At 70.5% G+C, this 17,667-nt stretch carries 18 protein-coding genes; 1 reads left to right on the forward strand and 17 read right to left on the reverse strand.

Annotated features, from left to right (window positions below; all coding sequences use genetic code 11):
* Positions 1-5 precede the first annotated feature (5 nt).
* From ACGFYP_RS23345 to ACGFYP_RS23405, 13 genes are all read right to left on the reverse strand, one after another.
* Entirely contained in the window at positions 6-1,394 is a 1,389-nt protein-coding gene (locus ACGFYP_RS23345; protein ID WP_393496724.1) for a cytochrome P450, read from the reverse strand.
* Between the two features lie 267 nt (positions 1,395-1,661).
* On the reverse strand, positions 1,662-4,490 hold the full coding sequence (locus ACGFYP_RS23350; protein WP_393496728.1) for a DEAD/DEAH box helicase: 2,829 nt from the start codon (positions 4,488-4,490) through the stop codon (positions 1,662-1,664).
* Positions 4,491-4,595: 105 nt separating this feature from the next.
* Positions 4,596-5,486 (reverse strand): diacylglycerol kinase, encoded by an 891-nt coding sequence (locus ACGFYP_RS23355; protein WP_393496731.1) that lies wholly within the window; start codon positions 5,484-5,486, stop codon positions 4,596-4,598.
* A 42-nt stretch (positions 5,487-5,528) separates the two neighbouring features.
* Positions 5,529-6,440, reverse strand: a complete 912-nt coding sequence (gene tatC, locus ACGFYP_RS23360) for a twin-arginine translocase subunit TatC (protein ID WP_393497195.1) — start codon at positions 6,438-6,440, stop codon at positions 5,529-5,531.
* Between the two features lie 107 nt (positions 6,441-6,547).
* Entirely contained in the window at positions 6,548-6,829 is a 282-nt protein-coding gene (gene tatA / locus ACGFYP_RS23365) for a Sec-independent protein translocase subunit TatA (RefSeq protein ID WP_260230272.1), read from the reverse strand.
* Positions 6,830-7,093: 264 nt separating this feature from the next.
* Entirely contained in the window at positions 7,094-7,291 is a 198-nt protein-coding gene (locus ACGFYP_RS23370) for a hypothetical protein (RefSeq protein ID WP_361963597.1), read from the reverse strand.
* Positions 7,292-7,326: 35 nt separating this feature from the next.
* Positions 7,327-7,581 (reverse strand): hypothetical protein, encoded by a 255-nt coding sequence (locus tag ACGFYP_RS23375; RefSeq protein ID WP_361963599.1) that lies wholly within the window; start codon positions 7,579-7,581, stop codon positions 7,327-7,329.
* Positions 7,582-7,605: 24 nt separating this feature from the next.
* Complete coding sequence (locus tag ACGFYP_RS23380; protein ID WP_361963601.1) at positions 7,606-8,562, reverse strand: WYL domain-containing protein; 957 nt, start codon at positions 8,560-8,562, stop codon at positions 7,606-7,608.
* Positions 8,563-8,579: 17 nt separating this feature from the next.
* Complete coding sequence (locus ACGFYP_RS23385; protein WP_361963603.1) at positions 8,580-9,536, reverse strand: WYL domain-containing protein; 957 nt, start codon at positions 9,534-9,536, stop codon at positions 8,580-8,582.
* Between the two features lie 126 nt (positions 9,537-9,662).
* On the reverse strand, positions 9,663-10,043 hold the full coding sequence (locus ACGFYP_RS23390) for an FKBP-type peptidyl-prolyl cis-trans isomerase (protein ID WP_393496738.1): 381 nt from the start codon (positions 10,041-10,043) through the stop codon (positions 9,663-9,665).
* Between the two features lie 60 nt (positions 10,044-10,103).
* Positions 10,104-11,042, reverse strand: coding sequence for an FKBP-type peptidyl-prolyl cis-trans isomerase (locus ACGFYP_RS23395; RefSeq protein ID WP_393496741.1), 939 nt, complete (start codon positions 11,040-11,042; stop codon positions 10,104-10,106).
* 118 nt (positions 11,043-11,160) lie between these two features.
* Positions 11,161-12,522 carry a Pup--protein ligase gene (pafA, locus tag ACGFYP_RS23400; RefSeq protein WP_361963609.1) on the reverse strand — a complete coding sequence of 454 codons (1,362 nt, stop codon included), beginning with the start codon at positions 12,520-12,522 and terminating at the stop codon, positions 11,161-11,163.
* A 9-nt stretch (positions 12,523-12,531) separates the two neighbouring features.
* Positions 12,532-13,854 carry an MFS transporter gene (locus ACGFYP_RS23405; protein ID WP_393496746.1) on the reverse strand — a complete coding sequence of 441 codons (1,323 nt, stop codon included), beginning with the start codon at positions 13,852-13,854 and terminating at the stop codon, positions 12,532-12,534.
* 125 nt (positions 13,855-13,979) lie between these two features.
* Here ACGFYP_RS23405 and ACGFYP_RS23410 point away from each other — a divergent pair, with 125 nt between their 5' ends.
* On the forward strand, positions 13,980-15,008 hold the full coding sequence (locus ACGFYP_RS23410) for a LacI family DNA-binding transcriptional regulator (RefSeq protein WP_393496750.1): 1,029 nt from the start codon (positions 13,980-13,982) through the stop codon (positions 15,006-15,008).
* A gap of 88 nt (positions 15,009-15,096) precedes the next feature.
* Here the strand turns inward: ACGFYP_RS23410 and prcA are convergent, their stop codons facing one another.
* Genes prcA through ACGFYP_RS23430 form a run of 4 tightly spaced genes read right to left on the reverse strand, consistent with a single transcriptional unit; the run spans position 15,097 to position 17,538 of the window.
* Positions 15,097-15,858 carry a proteasome subunit alpha gene (gene prcA, locus ACGFYP_RS23415; protein WP_361963615.1) on the reverse strand — a complete coding sequence of 254 codons (762 nt, stop codon included), beginning with the start codon at positions 15,856-15,858 and terminating at the stop codon, positions 15,097-15,099.
* 45 nt (positions 15,859-15,903) lie between these two features.
* Positions 15,904-16,743, reverse strand: a complete 840-nt coding sequence (gene prcB / locus ACGFYP_RS23420; RefSeq protein WP_393496754.1) for a proteasome subunit beta — start codon at positions 16,741-16,743, stop codon at positions 15,904-15,906.
* Positions 16,695-17,288, reverse strand: coding sequence for an endonuclease VII domain-containing protein (locus ACGFYP_RS23425; RefSeq protein ID WP_393496757.1), 594 nt, complete (start codon positions 17,286-17,288; stop codon positions 16,695-16,697). Before ACGFYP_RS23425 ends, prcB begins: the two co-directional genes overlap by 49 nt.
* 37 nt (positions 17,289-17,325) lie before the next feature.
* On the reverse strand, positions 17,326-17,538 hold the full coding sequence (locus ACGFYP_RS23430) for a ubiquitin-like protein Pup (protein WP_030315996.1): 213 nt from the start codon (positions 17,536-17,538) through the stop codon (positions 17,326-17,328).
* Positions 17,539-17,667 lie beyond the last annotated feature (129 nt).

Raw genomic sequence — 17,667 nt, forward strand, 5'->3', positions numbered from 1 at the left:
GCACCTCACGAACGCGCTCGGACCGTGGCGAGGACCTCCCGGTCCGGCTGGAGGGTCAGGCTCGGCACGGGGCGTATCTCCCCGGCTCCGAGGTCCAGGTCGAGCCGGAACCGGCGGGCGAGGACGGCGAGGATCAGGACGGCCTCGACCATCGCGAACCGGGTCCCGAGGCAGACCCGGGGCCCGCCGCCGAACGGGAACCACGCGTACTCGGGTATCTCCTCCGCGGGCTCGCCCTCCGCGGCGCCCCAGCGCTCCGGCCGGAACTCCTCCGGATCGGTGAACCACCGCCCGTCCCGGTGCGTGGCCCACTGGCTGGACCACACGCGGGTCCCGGGCGGGATCGTCATCCCGCCGAGGGTCGCGCCCTCCCGGGCGATACCGGTGAGCAGCCAGATCGTCGGGTAGAGGCGGAGCGTCTCCTTCACCACGGCCTGGGTGTACGGCAGGCGGGCGTAGTCGTCGAAGCCCGGCTCACGGTCCCCGAGGACCCGGTCGAGTTCCTGGGCGAGGGCGTCCCGCACACGGGGGTTGTGCGAGAGGAGCTGCCACGCCCAGACGAGGGTGGAGCTGGTGGTCTCGTGTCCGCCGATGTACAGCGTGACGGTCTCGTCGCGGATCTCCTCGTCGGAGAGGTGCGCGCCGGTCTCGTCCTGGGCGGCGAGGAGCCGGCTGAGCAGATCGGGCCGCTCGGTGTCACCGTCGCGGTGGCGGGCGACGACCCGACCGACCTCGGCGTCGATGACGGCGGTCGCGCGCTTGATGCGGGCCCGACCCGGCGTGGGCACCCAGTCGGGCAACAGCGCGCCGATCCCGCTGAATTCGGCGCCGATCTCCTTCTGCGCGACATCCATGGCACGGCCGATGGCCTCGGCGTCGGCGGCGGTGTCGACACCGAAGATGGTGCGGACGGCGATCAGCTGGGTGAGGGCGGCCATCTCCTTCTTGATGTCGACGCGCTCCCCGTCACCCCAACGGTCGGCCAGGGCGATGGCGCACTCCGCCATCGTCGCGGCGTAGGACCGCACCTGCTTGGGCCGGACGGAGGGCTGGACGAGGGAGCGCTTGCGGCGCCAGTCGGCGCCCTTGGCGACGACCACTCCGTTCCCCAGCAACGTACGGAACGCGATGCCGAGGTCGGGCTGGTCGAAGGTGCGCTCCACCTCGGTGAGAAGTTCACCGATGGTCTCGGGGTGGGCGATGAAGAGCGCAGGGCCCGACCCGAACCGCCAGCTGACGAAGTCTCCGCGCTCGCGCAGCCGCTCGAAGAAGGCGAGCGGGTCCTTGCCGAACTCCGGCAGGTTCCCGAGCAGCGGTACGCCCCGTGGCCCCGGCACGATCTTCTGTCCGTCGGCCGCCTCGTCGACGGCGGCCGAACCGGCTTGCGTGGTCACGTGGGTCCCCTCCCAGCGGTCTTGCCCGGTGTGTGCGTACGTCCATGGAATCGGAGACCTCCGACCCTCCGCCACCCCTGTGGACAACGCCCTGTGGACAACACCCCGCAGGAAAGTACGGAGACTCGGACAACCCGCCCGCACCCCCGAGCCGCACCCGCCCCCAAGCCGCACCCGCCCGCACCCCCGAGCCGCGCCCGCCCCCACCCCCAACCCAAAGGGCCCGTGGCGTCAACCACGGGCCCCCACAAGCGACATGACAGTACGTCAGCCCACCGAGCTGTACGCCACCACGCCCCGCAGCAGCGAGTCGACCGCCTTGCGCGCGTTCTTGGAGACCGTGCTGGTCTCCTTCGGCGCGGCGGCCGCGATCTGCCCGAGGACGTCGATGACCTGCTTGCACCAGCGCACGAAGTCACCGGCGGGCATCTCCGCCTCCCGCAGGACCTCGTCGAGCCCCTTGTCGGAGGCCCACTGGAAGGCGGCCCAGGCGAAGCCCAGGTCCGGTTCGCGCTGGCCGACGCCCTCCGTCTGGCTGATCTTGAACTCTTCCTCCAGGGCGTCGAGCTTCCCCCAGATCCGCACCATCTCGCCGAGCGCGGCCTTGGCGTTCCCGGTGGGAAGCTTCGGCGGCACGGCGTCGTCGGACTGCCGGGCCTCATACACCAACGCCGAGACGCACGCCGCCAGTTCGGGCGGGGTGAGACCCTCCCAGACCCGGTCGCGCAGGCATTCGCTGGCCAGCAGGTCGAGTTCGCCGTAGAGCCGGGCGAGCCGCTTGCCGTTGTCCGTGACGTCGTCACCGCGCAGATAGTCGAGCTCGGTGAGGAGCGCGACGATCCGGTCGAAGGTACGGGCGATGGTGTTCGTCCGGCCTTCGATGCGCCGCTCCAGCTGCTTGGTGTCACGCTGCAGGCGGTGGTAACGCTCCGCCCACCGGGCGTGGTCCTCGCGCTCGTCGCAGCCGTGGCACGGGTGCGCCCGCAGCTCGGTGCGGAGCCGGGCGATCTCGCGGTCGTCGGCGGCGGCCGAGCGGTCCTTGCGGTGTCGCTCGGGGTTGATGTGTCCCGCCTTGGTCCGCAGGGCGGATGCCAGGTCCCGACGGGACTGCGGGGAGCGGGGGTTGAAGGACTTCGGGATCCTCATCCGCTCCATCGCCTCGACCGGGATCGGGAAGTCGATCGAGGCGAGCCGCTTGACCTGACGCTCGGCGGTGAGCACGAGCGGGCGGGGCCCGTCGTGCTGCTCGAAGCCCCGGTGGCCGTTGGTCCGCCCGGCCGGGATCCCCGGGTCGAGGACGAGGGCGAGTCCGGCGAACTTGCCCGTGGGCACGTGGATGACGTCCCCCGGCTTCAGCTTCTCCAGGGAGGCGGCGGCCGCCGCACGGCGCTGCGCCGCGCCCTGCTTGGCCAGTTCGGTCTCGCGGTCCTTGAGGTCGCGGCGCAGCCGCGCGTACTCCTCGAAGTCTCCGAGGTGGCAGGTCATGCCCTCGCGGTAGCCCTCTAGGCCCTCCTCGTTCTTCTGGACCTGGCGCGAGATGCCGACGACCGACCGGTCCGCCTGGAACTGCGCGAACGAGGTCTCCAGGAGCTCGCGCGAGCGGTGGCGGCCGAACTGGTCGACCAGGTTGACCGCCATGTTGTACGACGGCTTGAAGCTGGAACGCAGCGGGTACGTGCGGGTGCCCGCGAGTCCGGCGAGGTGGCCCGGGTCCAGACCGCGCTGCCAGAGGACGACGGCGTGCCCCTCGACGTCGATGCCGCGCCGCCCTGCGCGCCCGGTGAGCTGGGTGTACTCGCCGGGGGTGATGTCGGCGTGCTGCTCGCCGTTCCACTTGACGAGCTTCTCCAGGACCACGGACCTGGCGGGCATGTTGATGCCGAGGGCGAGGGTCTCGGTCGCGAAGACCGCCTTCACGAGGCCGCGGACGAAGAGCTCCTCGACGACCTCCTTGAAGGTCGGCAGCATGCCGGCGTGGTGGGCGGCGATGCCGCGCTCCAGGCCTTCCAGCCATTCGTAATAGCCGAGGACGTGGAGGTCCTCGGAGGGGATGGCGGCGGTGCGCGCCTCGACGATCTCGCGGACGCGCTGCCGCGCCTCGTCGTTGTTGAGCCGCAGTCCGGCGTAGAGGCACTGCTGGACGGCGGCCTCGCAGCCGGCGCGGCTGAAGATGAAGGTGATGGCGGGCAGCAGCCCTTCGGCGTCGAGGCGTTCGATGACCTCGGGCCGTCCGGGCGTCCAGATGCGGGAGCGCTGACGGCGCTCGCGCTCGCGGTCGGCCTCGCGGATCATCTTGCCGCGCCGCCGCTCACGCGGGTTGTACGTACGGGTGTTCTCCGTGCGGGCCAGGCGCAGCAGGTCGGGGTTGACCTCGCGGCGGGACGCGCCGCGGCCGCCGTGGTCGGTCTCCTCCTCGAAGAGGTCGTACATCCGGCGGCCTGCCAGGACGTGCTGCCAGAGCGGCACGGGGCGGCTCTCGGAGACGATGACCTCGGTGTCGCCGCGTACGGTGTCGAGCCAGTCGCCGAACTCCTCGGCGTTCGAGACGGTCGCGGAGAGTGAGACCAGCGTCACCGACTCGGGGAGGTGGATGATCACTTCCTCCCAGACGGCGCCCCGGAAGCGGTCCGAGAGGTAGTGCACCTCGTCCATGACCACGTAGCCGAGGCCGCTGAGGGCCTGGGAGCCCGCGTACAGCATGTTGCGGAGGACCTCGGTGGTCATGACGATGACCGGAGCGTCTCCGTTGACACTGTTGTCGCCGGTGAGGAGGCCGACCTTGTCAGGGCCGTACCGCTTCACGAGGTCGGCGTACTTCTGGTTCGACAGCGCCTTGATGGGTGTCGTGTAGAAGCACTTGCGCCCTTGGAGCAGGGCGAGGTGGACGGCGAACTCGCCGACGATGGTCTTGCCGGAGCCCGTGGGCGCGGCGACGAGCACCCCCTTGCCCGCTTCGAGGGCCTGGCAGGCCTCGATCTGGAAGGGGTCCAGACCGAACTCGTACATCTCGCGGAAGGGGGCCAGCGCCGTGGCCTGCTCGGCGTTGCGGGCGCGAGCAGCTGCGTACGCTTCGGCTGGTGTGAGGTCCTCTGTCATCTTGTTGTCGAGCCTACCCGCCACCTCTGACAGTGACGCGATCTTTAATGACCGAGCGAGAACCGAGCGAGAACCGAGCGGAATCCGGGCCGCGCGGAGCCCGTCTCACGGCGCCAGCACCCGCAGCGCTCCGGGCACGCACGTCGCGGTGAGCGGCAGCGGTCCGAGCGGCTCGCCGTCCGCGTAGCCGGTGATTCCGGGGGCGTCGACGGAGACGGATCTGGCGCGGTGGACCGTGACGGCCGGGTGGTCGAGGTGGGTGCCCCGGTAGACCTTCGGGAAGACCTTGATCAGGGTCGTGCGGCTGCAGTCTCCGACGACAGTGACGTCGAAGAGGCCGTCGTCCATGCGGGCGTCGGCGCAGATCCGCATCCCGCCGCCGTACGACGTTCCGTTGCCGACGGCCACGAGGGTCGCGTCGACCTCCCGCTCGGTGCCGTCGTCGAGCGTGAGGCGGTACGGCACGGGCCGGAACGCGGCGAGCTCGGCGATCATGGCGAGGTCGTACTTGAACCGCCCGGCGGGGAACCGCATGCGGTTGCCGCGGTCGTTGACGCGTGAGTCGAAGCCGGAGGCGAGGACGGTGCCGAACCAGCGGTCGCCGACCCGGCCGAGGTCGATGTCGCGCCCGCCGCCGCCCTTGAGGAGCTCGGCGGCCAGCCGTCCCGCGGCCGACGGATCGCGGACGGGCAGGCCGAGGGATCTGGCGAAGTCGTTGCCGGTGCCGACGGCCACCACGCCGAGGGGGGTGCGGGTGCCGGCCAGGGCCTGGAGGGCGAGCGAGACCATGCCGTCGCCGCCGACGGCGACCAGCGCACCGGTTCCGCCCGCGACGGCCTCGCGGGCGCGCCGCAGGGCGTCCTCCGCGTCGGCGCCCAGGACGGTCCGGACGGAGAATCCGGCGTCCCGGAGCGCGCGAGCGGCCGGCTGCGCGGCGTGCGCGCCCCGGCCGCGTCCCGCGGTGGGATTGACGAAGAGGGTGATCTCGCTGGTCATGGGTGTCCCCCCGGAGGAGTCTGGGGGGAGGACCCTACAAGATCAGGTGACGTCGTCGTAACTGCCGGGACCGAGGGCCCTGCCGCCGTCCGCCTGTCCGCCGGCCTGCTCGGGCAGGGCAGGGGCCGCACCGACGGGTGCGACGGCTCCGACGGACTCGGGCGTGAGGTCCAGGCTGGAGGCCTCGTCGTCGTCCAGCTCGGCATCCGGGTCGTTGCGGGCACGGCGCCGGTCGTTGAGCATCGAGATGCCGACCGCGATGAAGTAGAGGACGATGATCGGCCCGGAGAGGGCGATCATGCCGAAGGGGTCGGTCGACGGGGTGGCGATCGCTCCGAAGACGAAGACGCCCATGATCACGCCGCGCCACCAGCCGGCCATGCGCTTGCCGGTCACGACTCCGGCGAAGTTCAGCATGATCAGCAGCAGGGGCAGTTCGAAGGCGAGTCCGAAGACGAGCACCATGCGGGTGGTGAAGTCCAGGATGTCGTCGAGCGAGACGAAGTTCGAGGCGACGTCGGGCGTGATGCTGATCAGGACCTTCACGCTGACCGGCATGATCAGGTACGCGACGTAGGCACCGGCGCCGAAGAGGGGCACGGCGACGGCCGCGAAGTAGTACGTGTACCGCTTCTCACTCTTGTGCAGGCCGGGCGCGACGAACGCCCACAGCTGGTACAGCCAGACCGGGGAGGCGGCGATCACACCCGCGAGCATGACCACCTTCACCGTCGAGGTGAAGGGTGACAGCACGGTCTGGTACGCGATGACGACGCAGCGCCCGCCGGTGTTCTCGGCGATCGAGGTGCCGGGCGCGCACTTCTCGACGGGCGAGGAGAGGAATTCCATCAGCTGCTGGCTGAAGAACGCGGCCACGACCGAGGCCACGACGACCGCGAGCATCGCCTTGGCGACCCGGTTGCGGAGCTCGCGCAGGTGCTCCACGAGCGGCATCCGCCCCTCGGGGTCCTTCTCCTTCTTCGTGCGGGCAGGCTTGAGCAACCCACGTCCTCATCTCGTGCGGCAGGCCGGCATGCGGCGGCCTTGGGGGTCGAACGGGGTCAGCGCTGCGTGGTGTCCGAGGGCTCGGTGACGGGCCGGGCGGAGGTGACGTCGCCGGGGGCGGCCTTGATGGTGCGCTGGGCGGCGGGCTGCTCGGCCGGCGGGTCGGCGGGGGCGGGCTGCTGGCCACCCTCCGTCTTCATCGCCTTCGCCTCGCTCTTCAGGATGCGCGCCGACTTGCCGAGGGAACGGGCCATCTCGGGAAGCTTCTTGGCGCCGAAGAGGAGAACGATGACAAGGAGGATCAGGCTGATCTCGAGGGGACCGATCTGACGGAACATAAGCGTGGTCTACCTTCTCATCGAGGCGGCTGGGGTGGGGCTGGCGGTCGCCGCCCGGACTGGTGCCCGAACTCCGACCTCAGCGATCGTAACGCGCACGAGTAAACGCAGGGCAATCCCCGTGCGTACACCCGTTTGCGACCCGCACCTCTTGATCTCGGGGCCGCGATCACGAGCGTACCCCGCGGTGTCGCGCGGGAGGAGAGCACTACCGGCCGCCCGACGGGAGCGCCCGCACGCGCGCCACGGTCCGCCCGACAGCCCCTAGCGCAGCGCCCCGCCGGTCCGGGAGAGATCCGCGGCGGCCTTCTCCAGCTCCTCGGCGGCGCGGTTGATGCGCTCGGTGGTGTGGGTCACCTGGCGGCCGAGCCGCTGGGCTTCGAGGAAGACCTTGATACCGAGGACGCCGAGGACGGCGATGCCGAGGAACCCGAGGGCGATGGCGAGCATGGGCCAGAACATGGGGCGAGCCTAGACGGTGTGCGGTTGTCGGGACGTCAGACGGTGGAGTGCAGACGCAGGGTGCGGACGCCGCCGCCGGTGAGGAGTTCGACGATCCGCTCGCCCGCCGGCTTGCGGACGGAGCTGCCGCACTCGGGGCAGGTGAACGAGTAGAAGGTCGTACGGCGGCTGGCGCCGATGGCGAGGCGCAGGGAGCCCGCGGCGAGCTCGAAGCGGGCGCGGCAGTCCGGGCAGGCGGCCTTGAAGAGGACCGGTGCGATCGAAGCCGTCATTCCGTGCATCAAGGACATGTCCCTCAATCCCTCTCCGGTGCCTCAGGCCTGGCCCTCGTAGGCGGCGAGCGCCGCGGTCGCCGCCTCCCGCGCGCTGTCGGCGAGGTCCTGCGGGGAGACGATCCGGCCGTCGCTGCCCAGCCGCAGCGCGAGGCGCCGCAGCGAGGCGGGGGCGGGGGTCCGCAGCGTGATGCGCAGCCCGCCGTCGGGCAGCTCGTCGGCCCGGTCGTGCGGGTAGTACTCCGCGACCCAGCGGCCGCCGGGGCCCACCTCGACGACGACCTCGGGGTCCTCGGCGGACGGCTGGACCAGCCCCTCCGACAGGTCCCTGAGCTCGATCTCCGGCGGCGCGGACTGCTCCTCCAGGATCCGGATCTCGGCGACCCGGTCGAGACGGAAGGTGCGGCGCGCCTCGGAGAGCCGGCACCAGGCCTCCATGTACGTGTGGCCGACGGCGAAGAGCCGGATCGGATCCACCTCGCGCTCGGTCAGCTCGTCGCGCGCGGGTGAGTAGTACCGCACCCACAGCCGCCTGCGCTCCGAGATCGCCCGGTCCACCTCGGCGAAGACACCGCCCTCGGACTCGAAGGTGACCGAGAGCCGCGCGCTCGCCCCGGCGACCTCACCGGCGGCGGTCTCCAGCTTGGCGGTGGCCCGCAGCAGGGCCTCCCGGTCGCTCTCGCGCAGCCCGGGCAGGGTGGCCACGGCGCGCGCGGCGACCAGCAGGGCCGTCGCCTCGTCGGCGGCCAGCCGCAGCGGCTCGGCCACGTCGTCCGGGTTGTGCCACCAGATCCGGTCGCCGTCGGTGTCGATGTCGAGCAGGTCGCCACCACGGAAGCTCGTGCCGCACATCGGCAGCACGTCGAGGTCCGAGATCAGCTCGTCCTCGGTGATCCCGAAGGCGCGCGCCACATCGGCGACATGCGCGCCGGGACGCTCGCGGAGGTAGGTGACGAGGGAGAGCATCCGCCTCGTCTGGTCGATCGCGTTCGCAGCCATGCTGTACGTCTCCCCCTTCAGCCCTTGGCCACGGCGCGCAGCCGGTCCACCACGTCGGCCCGCAGATCCGCGGGCTCCAGTACGACGACATCGGGACCGAACTCCACGAGCCAGGCGTCCAGGCCGTGCCCGTACGGAATCTCCAGCTCGTCCCAGCCGTCCGCGCCCTCGCGCACGGACTGGGCGCGGGCCCGCAGCGGGTAGCCGCTGCCGGCGCGCAGCCGGATCCGGGCGGACCGGGTGGCGGTCTCGCCGGCCCAGCTCTCCACGGTCTCGCGGACGGTGACGACGTCGGGCACGGGCGCGGTGAAGGCGCCGGCCCGGGAGCGGACCTTGCCGGTGATGCGGGAGAGGCGGAAGACGCGCTCGGCGCCGCGGTCGCGGTCCCAGCCGGCCAGGTACCAGTGGCCGCGCCAGCACTCCAGGGTCCACGGCTCGACCTGGCGGGTCTCCGGGCGGGCGGCCGTGGCCTTGCGGTAGTCGAAGACGACCGGGCGGCGGTCGCGGCAGGCCAGCATCAGGGGCTCGAACGCCGTCTCGTGGACCGGGATCCGCGGTTCGAGGGCGCTGTGCTGGGCGTCGTACGAGTCCTCGGCCTCGGGCATGCCGGCCGCGCGGAGCTTCTGCAGGGCGCCGCTGGCGGCCCCGGCGAGCCGGGCCTGCTGCCAGACCTTGGCGGCCAGACCGAGCGCGGCGGCCTCCTCGGCGTCCAGGGTGATCGGCGGGAGGCGGTTGGAGTCGCGGCGGGCCAGGTAGCCGGTCTCGCCCTCCAGGTTCTCGACGGTCTCGATGACCAGGCCGAGTTCGCGCAGATCGTCCTTGTCCCGCTCGAACATCCGGTTGAAGGAGTCGTCCGTGCCGGCTTCCATGTAGGCCTCGATGGAGCCGCGCAGCTCACGTTTGCTGAGCGGTCTGCGGGTCCCGAGCAGGCAGAGGGCCAGATTCATCAGCCGCTCGGCCTTGGCAATCGCCATCGACGCCCTGCACCTCTTCTGCCGGATTGACTTCGGGGACATCCGACCGTACCGCCCCGGGGTGTCGTGGCAAAAGCCGAGGGCCCGTGCCTGGGCAGGCACGGGCCCTCGTTCGAGCGGATCCGGTCAGCGCTTGGTGACGCCGACCAGGTCGCAGACGAAGATCAGGGTCTCGCCCGGGGCGATCGCGCTGCCCGCGCCCCGGTCGCCGTAGGCGAGGTGCGCGGGGATGACCAGCTGGCGGCGGCCGCCGACCTTCATGCCCTGCACGCCCTGGTCCCAGCCCGCGATGACCTGGCCGACACCGAGCTGGAAGTCCAGCGCGCTGCCGCGGTTCCAGGAGGCGTCGAACTCCTCGCCGGTGGAGAAGGCGACACCCACGTAGTGGACCTTGACGAAGTCGCCCTTGCCGGCCACCTCGCCGTCGCCCTGCCAGATGTCCTTGATCTCCAGGTCGGCCGGCGGCTCGCCGCCCGGGAACTCGACCTCGGGCTTCTCGATGCTCACTGCAGTGTGCTCCTCAAACTGATGAACCGCGCAACGGTGAACTGCGCGACGGGGACAGTCTTACATCTTCGCCAGGATGTCGACGGCGAACACCAGCGTGGAGTTCTTCGGGATGCCCTGCTGCTCCTTGTCGCCGAACGCCTCGGCCGGCGGGGCGACGATCAGGACGCGGCTGCCGACCTTCTTGCCGGTGATGCCGTCCTTGAGGCCCTTCAGGGTCAGCTGCGCCAGCGGGAAGTTGGCGGTCTTGCCCGTCTGGTACGTCGAGTCGAAGACCTTGCCGTCCTTCCACAGCGCGGCGACGTAGTTCACCACGACCGTGTCGGTGGCCGCGACGACCTCGCCCTTGGACTCCAGGACGTAGTTGGAGACGAGCTTGGTCGGCGGGTCGACCTTCGGCACCGTCAGCGAGGGGGCCTTGCCGTCGGTGTTGGTACCGACCTTCGGCAGGTCCTTGTTGTCCTGGGCGACCTCGGTGCCCTCGGCGGACTTCGGGATGGTGGTGGACTTCAGGATGTCCACGACGAAGACGAGGGTGGCGTTCGGCTTGATGTCGCCCTGGCCCTGCTCCCCGTAGCCGAGCTCCGGCGGGATGCCGATCTCGATGCGGCTGCCGACCTTCTGGCCCTCGAGACCCTGGTCCCAGCCCTTGATGACCTGGCCGGCGCCGAGGGTCAGGTCGAACGGCTGACCCCGGTCGAAGCTGTTGTCGAAGGGGGTGGTGGAGTCCCAGGCCTGGCCCAGGTAGTTCACCTGGAGCGCGTCGCCCTTCTTCGTGACGGCGCCGTCGCCCTCGCTGATCACATTGACCTTGAGTTCCTTCGGCGGGTCGCCCTCACCCTTGGCGAGGGTGGGCTTCTCGCCGAACTTCGCACCCGCGGTGATGGCGGGCAGCCCGTTCGTCATCGAGGCGTTATCGGAGCCCTTGTCGTCGCTGCCGCACGCCGCTGTCGAGAGCAGCAGCAGTGGGACGACCAGTAGGCCGGCAAGTCGGCGCACGTGTTCCTCAGATCTCAGACGGCACAGTAGTTGCTCGACACTCTAGGGGACCGTCCGGACAGGGCCAGGGCCCCGCACGTCACACGCACGGGGCCCTGGCGCTTCGTACAGCGTTGTCCTACATTCCCGCGATCAGCTTTTCCACCCGGTCGTCGACCGAGCGGAAGGGGTCCTTGCACAACACGGTGCGCTGCGCCTGGTCGTTGAGCTTGAGGTGGACCCAGTCGACGGTGAAGTCCCGCCGCTGCTCCTGGGCGCGGCGGATGAAGTCGCCGCGCAACCGTGCCCTGGTGGTCTGCGGGGGCACGGACTTGCCCTCGAAGATCTTCAGGTCGTTGCAGATCCGGGCGGTCTGCCCCTTCCGCTCCAGGAGGTAGTACAGCCCCCGGCGGCGGTGGATGTCGTGGTACGCGAGGTCTATCTGCGCGACCCGGGGGTTCGACATGGTCATGTTGTGCTTGGCCCGGTACCGCTCGATGAGCTTGTACTTCATGACCCAGTCGATCTCGGTGCCGATCCGGTCCAGGTCCTCGGCCTCGATGGCGTCGAGGGTGCGGCCCCAGAGCTCCAGGACCTGGGCGACCGTGCCCGTACGGATGCCCCGGCGGTCGACGAAGTCGGCGGCCTTCTCGTAGTACTCGCGCTGGACCTCCAGGGCGGAGGCCTCGCGGCCGCTGGCGAGCCGGACCTTGCGCTGGCCGGTGATGTCGTGGCTGACCTCACGGATGGCCCGGATCGGGTTCTCCAGCGTCAGGTCGCGCATCACGGTGCCCGCCTCGATCATGCGCAGCACGAGGTCGGTGGCGCCGACCTTGAGCAGCATGGTCGTCTCGGACATGTTCGAGTCGCCGACGATGACGTGCAGCCGGCGGTAGCGCTCGGCGTCCGCGTGCGGCTCGTCGCGGGTGTTGATGATGGGACGGGAGCGGGTCGTCGCGGAGCTGACGCCCTCCCAGATGTGCTCGGCCCGCTGGGAGACGCAGTAGACCGCGCCGCGGGGGGTCTGGAGCACCTTTCCGGCGCCGCAGATGAGCTGTCGGGTGACGAGGAAGGGAATGAGGATGTCCGCGAGCCGGGAGAACTCTCCGTGCCGGGCGACCAGATAGTTCTCGTGGCAGCCGTACGAGTTTCCGGCCGAGTCGGTGTTGTTCTTGAAGAGATAGACGTCGCCGGCGATTCCCTCCTCGTGCAGGCGGCGTTCGGCGTCGACGAGCAGACCTTCGAGAATGCGCTCGCCGGCCTTGTCGTGCGTGACCAGTTCGGTCACGTTGTCGCATTCGGGTGTTGCATATTCCGGATGCGAACCCACGTCGAGGTAGAGGCGGGCGCCGTTCCGCAGGAAGACATTGCTGCTGCGGCCCCATGACACGACACGGCGGAAGAGGTAGCGCGCCACTTCGTCAGGAGACAGTCGGCGCTGTCCCCTGAACGTGCACGTGACGCCGTACTCGTTCTCCAGCCCGAAAATGCGGCGGTCCATGTCTGAACATTACGCCTGATGGCCTGAGCTGAAACCGGGTTCGACAACCCCGTTTCGATCATTTTCCGATGAGTGCGTGTTCTTTTCGGTGTGTCCGGCCCCGGCGGTGCCCGCGCTGACGGCGTGTCGCACGCTGCGGCCCGGCACCCACAGCACCCGGCCGGTCGCCAGGAGGACCAGGAGGGCCACGAGACCGCCGGCTCCGGCGACGGCGAAGCCCGCGGTGGTTCCGGCGAGTTCGACGGCCGGTCCCGCGACGGCGGAGCCGAGCGCCGCGCCCACACCGAAGGTGGTGACGAGCCAGGAGAAGGCCTCGGTGACGGTGCCGGTGGGCGCGTGCCGGTCGACGACGATGAAGCCGCAGGCGAGGGCCGGGGCGAGGAAGACACCGGAGAGCGCGGCGAGGGCCGTCATCGGCAGCACTCCGGGGGTGAGCATCAGCGGCAGATAGCCCAGTGCGAGCAGGCCGACGATGACCGTGAGCCGCCGCTCGGGAGCGCCGACCCAGCGCCGGGCTCCGTAGGCGACGCCGCCGATGAGCGCGCCGAGGCCGAGAGCGGCCATCAGCCAGCCGTACGCCGACTCGTTGCCCTGCTCGTCGGCGTAGGCGAGGCCCGCGACGGTGATGGAGCCGAGGGCGAGCCCGACGAAGAAGAAGGAGCCGAGCAGGGCCAGCAGGCCAGGCGAGCGCAGGGCGCCGAGCCAGTGGGCCTCGCGGGGAGCCGAGCGCCACGCTCGCGAGGGCTCGGAGAGGACGACGGAGAGGGCGCCGAGGACGCCGAGGACGTTGATGACCAGCAGGGCGGCGGCCGGGGACCAGAGGGCGACCAGGAGGGTCACGAGCAGCGGTCCGACGGTGAACATGACTTCCTGGGCCACCGCGTCCAGGGCGTAGGCCCGGTGGACCCGGTCCTCGCGGCCGAGGACGCTCGGCCACAGGGCGCGCAGTCCGCCTTCGAGGGGCGGGGTGAAGAGTCCGGCCACGACGACCGCCGCGTAGGCGAGGACGAGGGGGCTGATTCCGGCCACGGCGAGGACGATCATGCCGAGCGCGGAGACCAGCGCCGCGGGCAGCTGGACGCGCGGCTGGCCCTTCAGGTCGACCGCGCGACCGAGGAGCGGCTGGCCGACGGCGGTGGCGATGCCGTACGCGGCGGTGAGCCCGCCCGCCAGGCTGTAGCTGCCGCCCTCGGAGCGGACGAAGAGCACGATGGCGATGGGCCCGGTGCCGTTGGGGAGCCGGCCGACGAGGGTGCCTGTGAGCAGTCGCAGGGCGTGCGGGGCCCTGAGTATGTCGAGATAGCCGCCGCTCTCCTTGGCCTCGGTGGCCATGTCCGTCTCCTCTCCCCCGGCGTCCACCCCCGAGGTTTTACGTATAACGTCAGGGGTCATACGTACCATGGCGGCATCCCGCGGGTCCACCCCGCGGTCGGCGACCACCTCTCGCGGAGGCACGAGTGCAGACCCCAGACTCCCCCGGCGCAGCGCGGCCCACCAGCCGGGACGTCGCCCGGGTCGCCGGGGTGTCCCAGGCCACGGTCTCCCTCGTCCTCGGCGACAAGTGGCGGGGCAGGGTCTCCGAGCGCACCGCGGACGCCGTACGGGAGGCCGCCCGCGAGCTCGGATATCGGCCGAATCTCGCCGCCCGCAATCTCCGTCTCGGCCGCACGAGGACCGCGCTTCTCGTCGTCCCGGCCCTCACCAACGAGTTCTTCGCCCGCGTCTACACCGGCGCGGCCACGGTCGCCGCCCGGCACGGCTTCGGGGTCGTCCTCTACCCCTCCCCCGACGGCGTCGGCCCCGCCAGGGACCCCTTCGCCTCCGCCCGCGCCGCGCTCGACGGCATCATCGCCTCGTCGATGGCCGCCGACGCCCTGAAGGCCTTCCACGGCACCGACCTGCCGCTGGTCATGCTCGACAGCGACCCCTCCGACGCCGGGGCGGCCGCCCACGTCAACCTCGACATCGCCGACGGGATGCGCCAGGTCACGGCGCACCTCCTGGGCCTCGGCCACCGCCGCTTCGTCCATCTCGCCTCGGCGGTCCCGTCCTGGACCTTCGACGTCCGCGCGGCCGCCCTCGCCGACGCGCTGGGCGACCCGGCGGACGGGGCGACGGTACGCACGGTCCGCGCGCCCCTCGACGTGGACGGGGCGCGCACCGCCGCCGAACGCGCCCTCACCGGCCCCGGCCCCCGCCCCACGGCGCTGATCTGCGACGACGACATCCTCGCCGCCGGCGCCTGCAAAGCCGCCCGCCGCCTCGGGCTGCGCGTCCCCGAGGACGTCTCCGTCACCGGCTTCGACGACCTGGCCCTCGCCACCGCCGTGGAGCCGGAGCTCACCACGGTCCGGCTGCCCGCCGAGCGGATCGGCGAGCGTGGCATGGCCGCGCTGCTGGCCGTCCTGGCGGGCCGGAGCCCCGAGCCCGGGGACCTCCCGGTCACGCTCATGGCCCGCGACTCCTCCGGCCCGGCCCCGGCCTGAGCACGGCCTGAGCACGGCCTGAGCACGGCGAAACCCCGGCCCACCGAAGCGGACCGGGGTTTCGTCAGGCACTCTCGGGTCGGCGGGACTACTCCTCCGAGTCCTCCGCGATCTCGTCGGACGGCTCGTCCGTCTTGGCGATCGCCGCGTTGTCCGCCTCCAGGAGGCGGACCAGCTGACGTCCGACGATCCGCTTGAACTTCCGCTGCTGCGGACGCGTGCGGTCCAGGACGGCCACCTCCAGGCGCTCGGCGGGGATCTCCCGCTCGCTGCCGTTGGTGTCCCGGGAGAGGGCCTGCACAGCCAACTTCAGCGCCTCGGCGAGCGACATTCCGTCACGGTGCCGCTGGTCGAGGAAGCTGCCGATCTGCTCCGCGTTGCCACCGACCGCGACCGAGCCGTGCTCGTCCACGATCGATCCGTCGTGCGGCAGCCGGTAGATCTGGTCGCCGTCGGGCTCCGCGCCCACCTCGGCGACGACCAGCTCCACCTCGTACGGCTTCTCGCCGGCGCTGGAGAAGATCGTGCCCAGCGTCTGCGCGTACACGTTCGCCAGGCCCCGGGCCGTCACGTCGTCCCGGTCGTAGGTGTAGCCCCGCAGGTCGGCGTAGCGCACGCCGCCGATGCGGAGGTTCTCGTACTCGTTGTACTTGCCGGCCGCGGCGAACCCGATCCGGTCGTAGATCTCGCTGAACTTGTGCAGCGCGCGGGACGGGTTCTCGCCGACGAACACGATGCCGTCGGTGTACTGAAGGACGACCAGGCTGCGGCCGCGGGCGATGCCCTTGCGGGCGTACTCCGCCCGGTCGGCCATGGCCTGCTGGGGTGAGACATAGAACGGAGTCGACACCGGCTACCCGTCCCTTTCTTCTGAGGTACTGCGGATGACGAGGGATCAGAGCAGGGCCGCGCGCGGGCCGTCGGGCTGCTCCAGGCGCCGATCGGTGACCGAGCGGGCGAGGGCCGAGGACTCGTCTTCGTCGAGCCTTCGGAAGCCCTCGTCGGTGATGACGGTGACGATGGGATAGATACGGCGGTACAGGTCAGGACCGCCGGTCGCCGAGTCGTCGTCGGCGGCGTCGTAGAGGGCCTGCACGACCAGCGTGGCGGCCTGCTCCTCCGTCAGATCGGGGCGGTACAGCTTCTTCATGGAACCGCGGGCGAAGACAGAACCGGAGCCGGTGGCGGCGAATCCGTGCTCCTCGGAACGGCCGCCGGTGACGTCGTAGGAGAAGATCCGGCCCTTCTCCTTGCCCTCGTCCCAGCCGGCGAAGAGCGGCACGACCGCGAGCCCCTGCATGGCCATGCCGAGGTTGCCGCGGATCATGGTGGACAGGCGGTTCGCCTTGCCCTCCAGGGAGAGCGTCGCGCCCTCCACCTTCTCGAAGTGCTCCAGCTCCAGCTGGAAGAGCTTGACCATCTCGACGGCGAGACCGGCGGTGCCGGCGATGCCCACGGCCGAGTACTCGTCGGCCGGGAACACCTTCTCGATGTCGCGCTGCGCGATCATGTTGCCCATGGTCGCCCGCCGGTCACCGGCGAGCACGACACCGCCCGGGAAGGTCACGGCGACGATCGTGGTGCCGTGCGGGGCCTCGACGACCCCCTCGGGCAGCTTCCGGTTCCCCGGGAGCATCTCCGGCGAGTGGTCGGACAGGAAATCCAGGAACGACGACGAGCCCGGCGTCAGGAAGGCAGCTGGTAGACGCCCGGTGCTACGAGTGTTGGCTTCCACGCGTGTCCCTCCAGATATGAGATGGCCCGACGCAGAGTGTTGGGATCGTCTCCCAACTTGCCGATGGCCGAATTGCAGTTGAAGCACAGTACGCCACGGACCCTACCCGTCTCGTGACAATGATCAACATGGACTGCCGGGGCAGCCAGGCAGATCGTGCAGATACCCATCTGGTCGGCGATCATCTCGTCACGTTCGGCTTCGGTGATGCCGTACTGGCGCTTGAAGTACGCTGCGCGATTGTTCTTCGCCCGACACGTCCGGCAATAGCTGGCCCAGCCGTCGGATGACGTCTTGTTGCGCTCCCACTCCGAGTGCGGCTTGATCTCCTCGCACTGAGGGCACCGCTTGTGACCGTGCGGGACGGGCACTTTGACCCGCACCGCACGACCTTTGGCTTCCTGCCGCTGCTTGTAGTACTCGGCGGAGCAATCGCGGCAGTACGCCTGAAGACCGTCGCGCGCCGCACGATTGCTCGCATAGTCCGAGCGCGGCTTCTCTGTGCCGCACCGCGGGCAGCGCTTGCCCTCTGGACGATCAACCACCAAGCCCCACCCCTACACCTTTGAATCTAAGGTGAACTTACTCTCCGCCCTTTTGAACGAAGCTTCGAACGAAGTCCTCGGCATTCTCTTCGAGCACATCATCGATTTCGTCCAGCACGGAGTCCACGTCGTCGCTCAGCTTCTCCTGGCGCTCCTGGAGGTCGGAGCTCGCCTCCGTGGTCGTCTCCTCGACCTCCTCCGTGGAACGCGTCGCCTTCTGCTGTCCGCCGCCGGTGTCCTTGGTCGCCATATACCTCACCCCGCTCGAATCGGCCCGCTCGGTTGGGTCTCTCAAGATCAGACCCTACAAGCCAGGTCTGACATCGGCCCCGCAGTTTGCTACAACGTCCGGGCACTAGTCCCATGATTCCCAGTGCCC

The organism is Streptomyces sp. NPDC048370 (assembly GCF_043200825.1).
GTDB lineage: Bacteria > Actinomycetota > Actinomycetes > Streptomycetales > Streptomycetaceae > Streptomyces.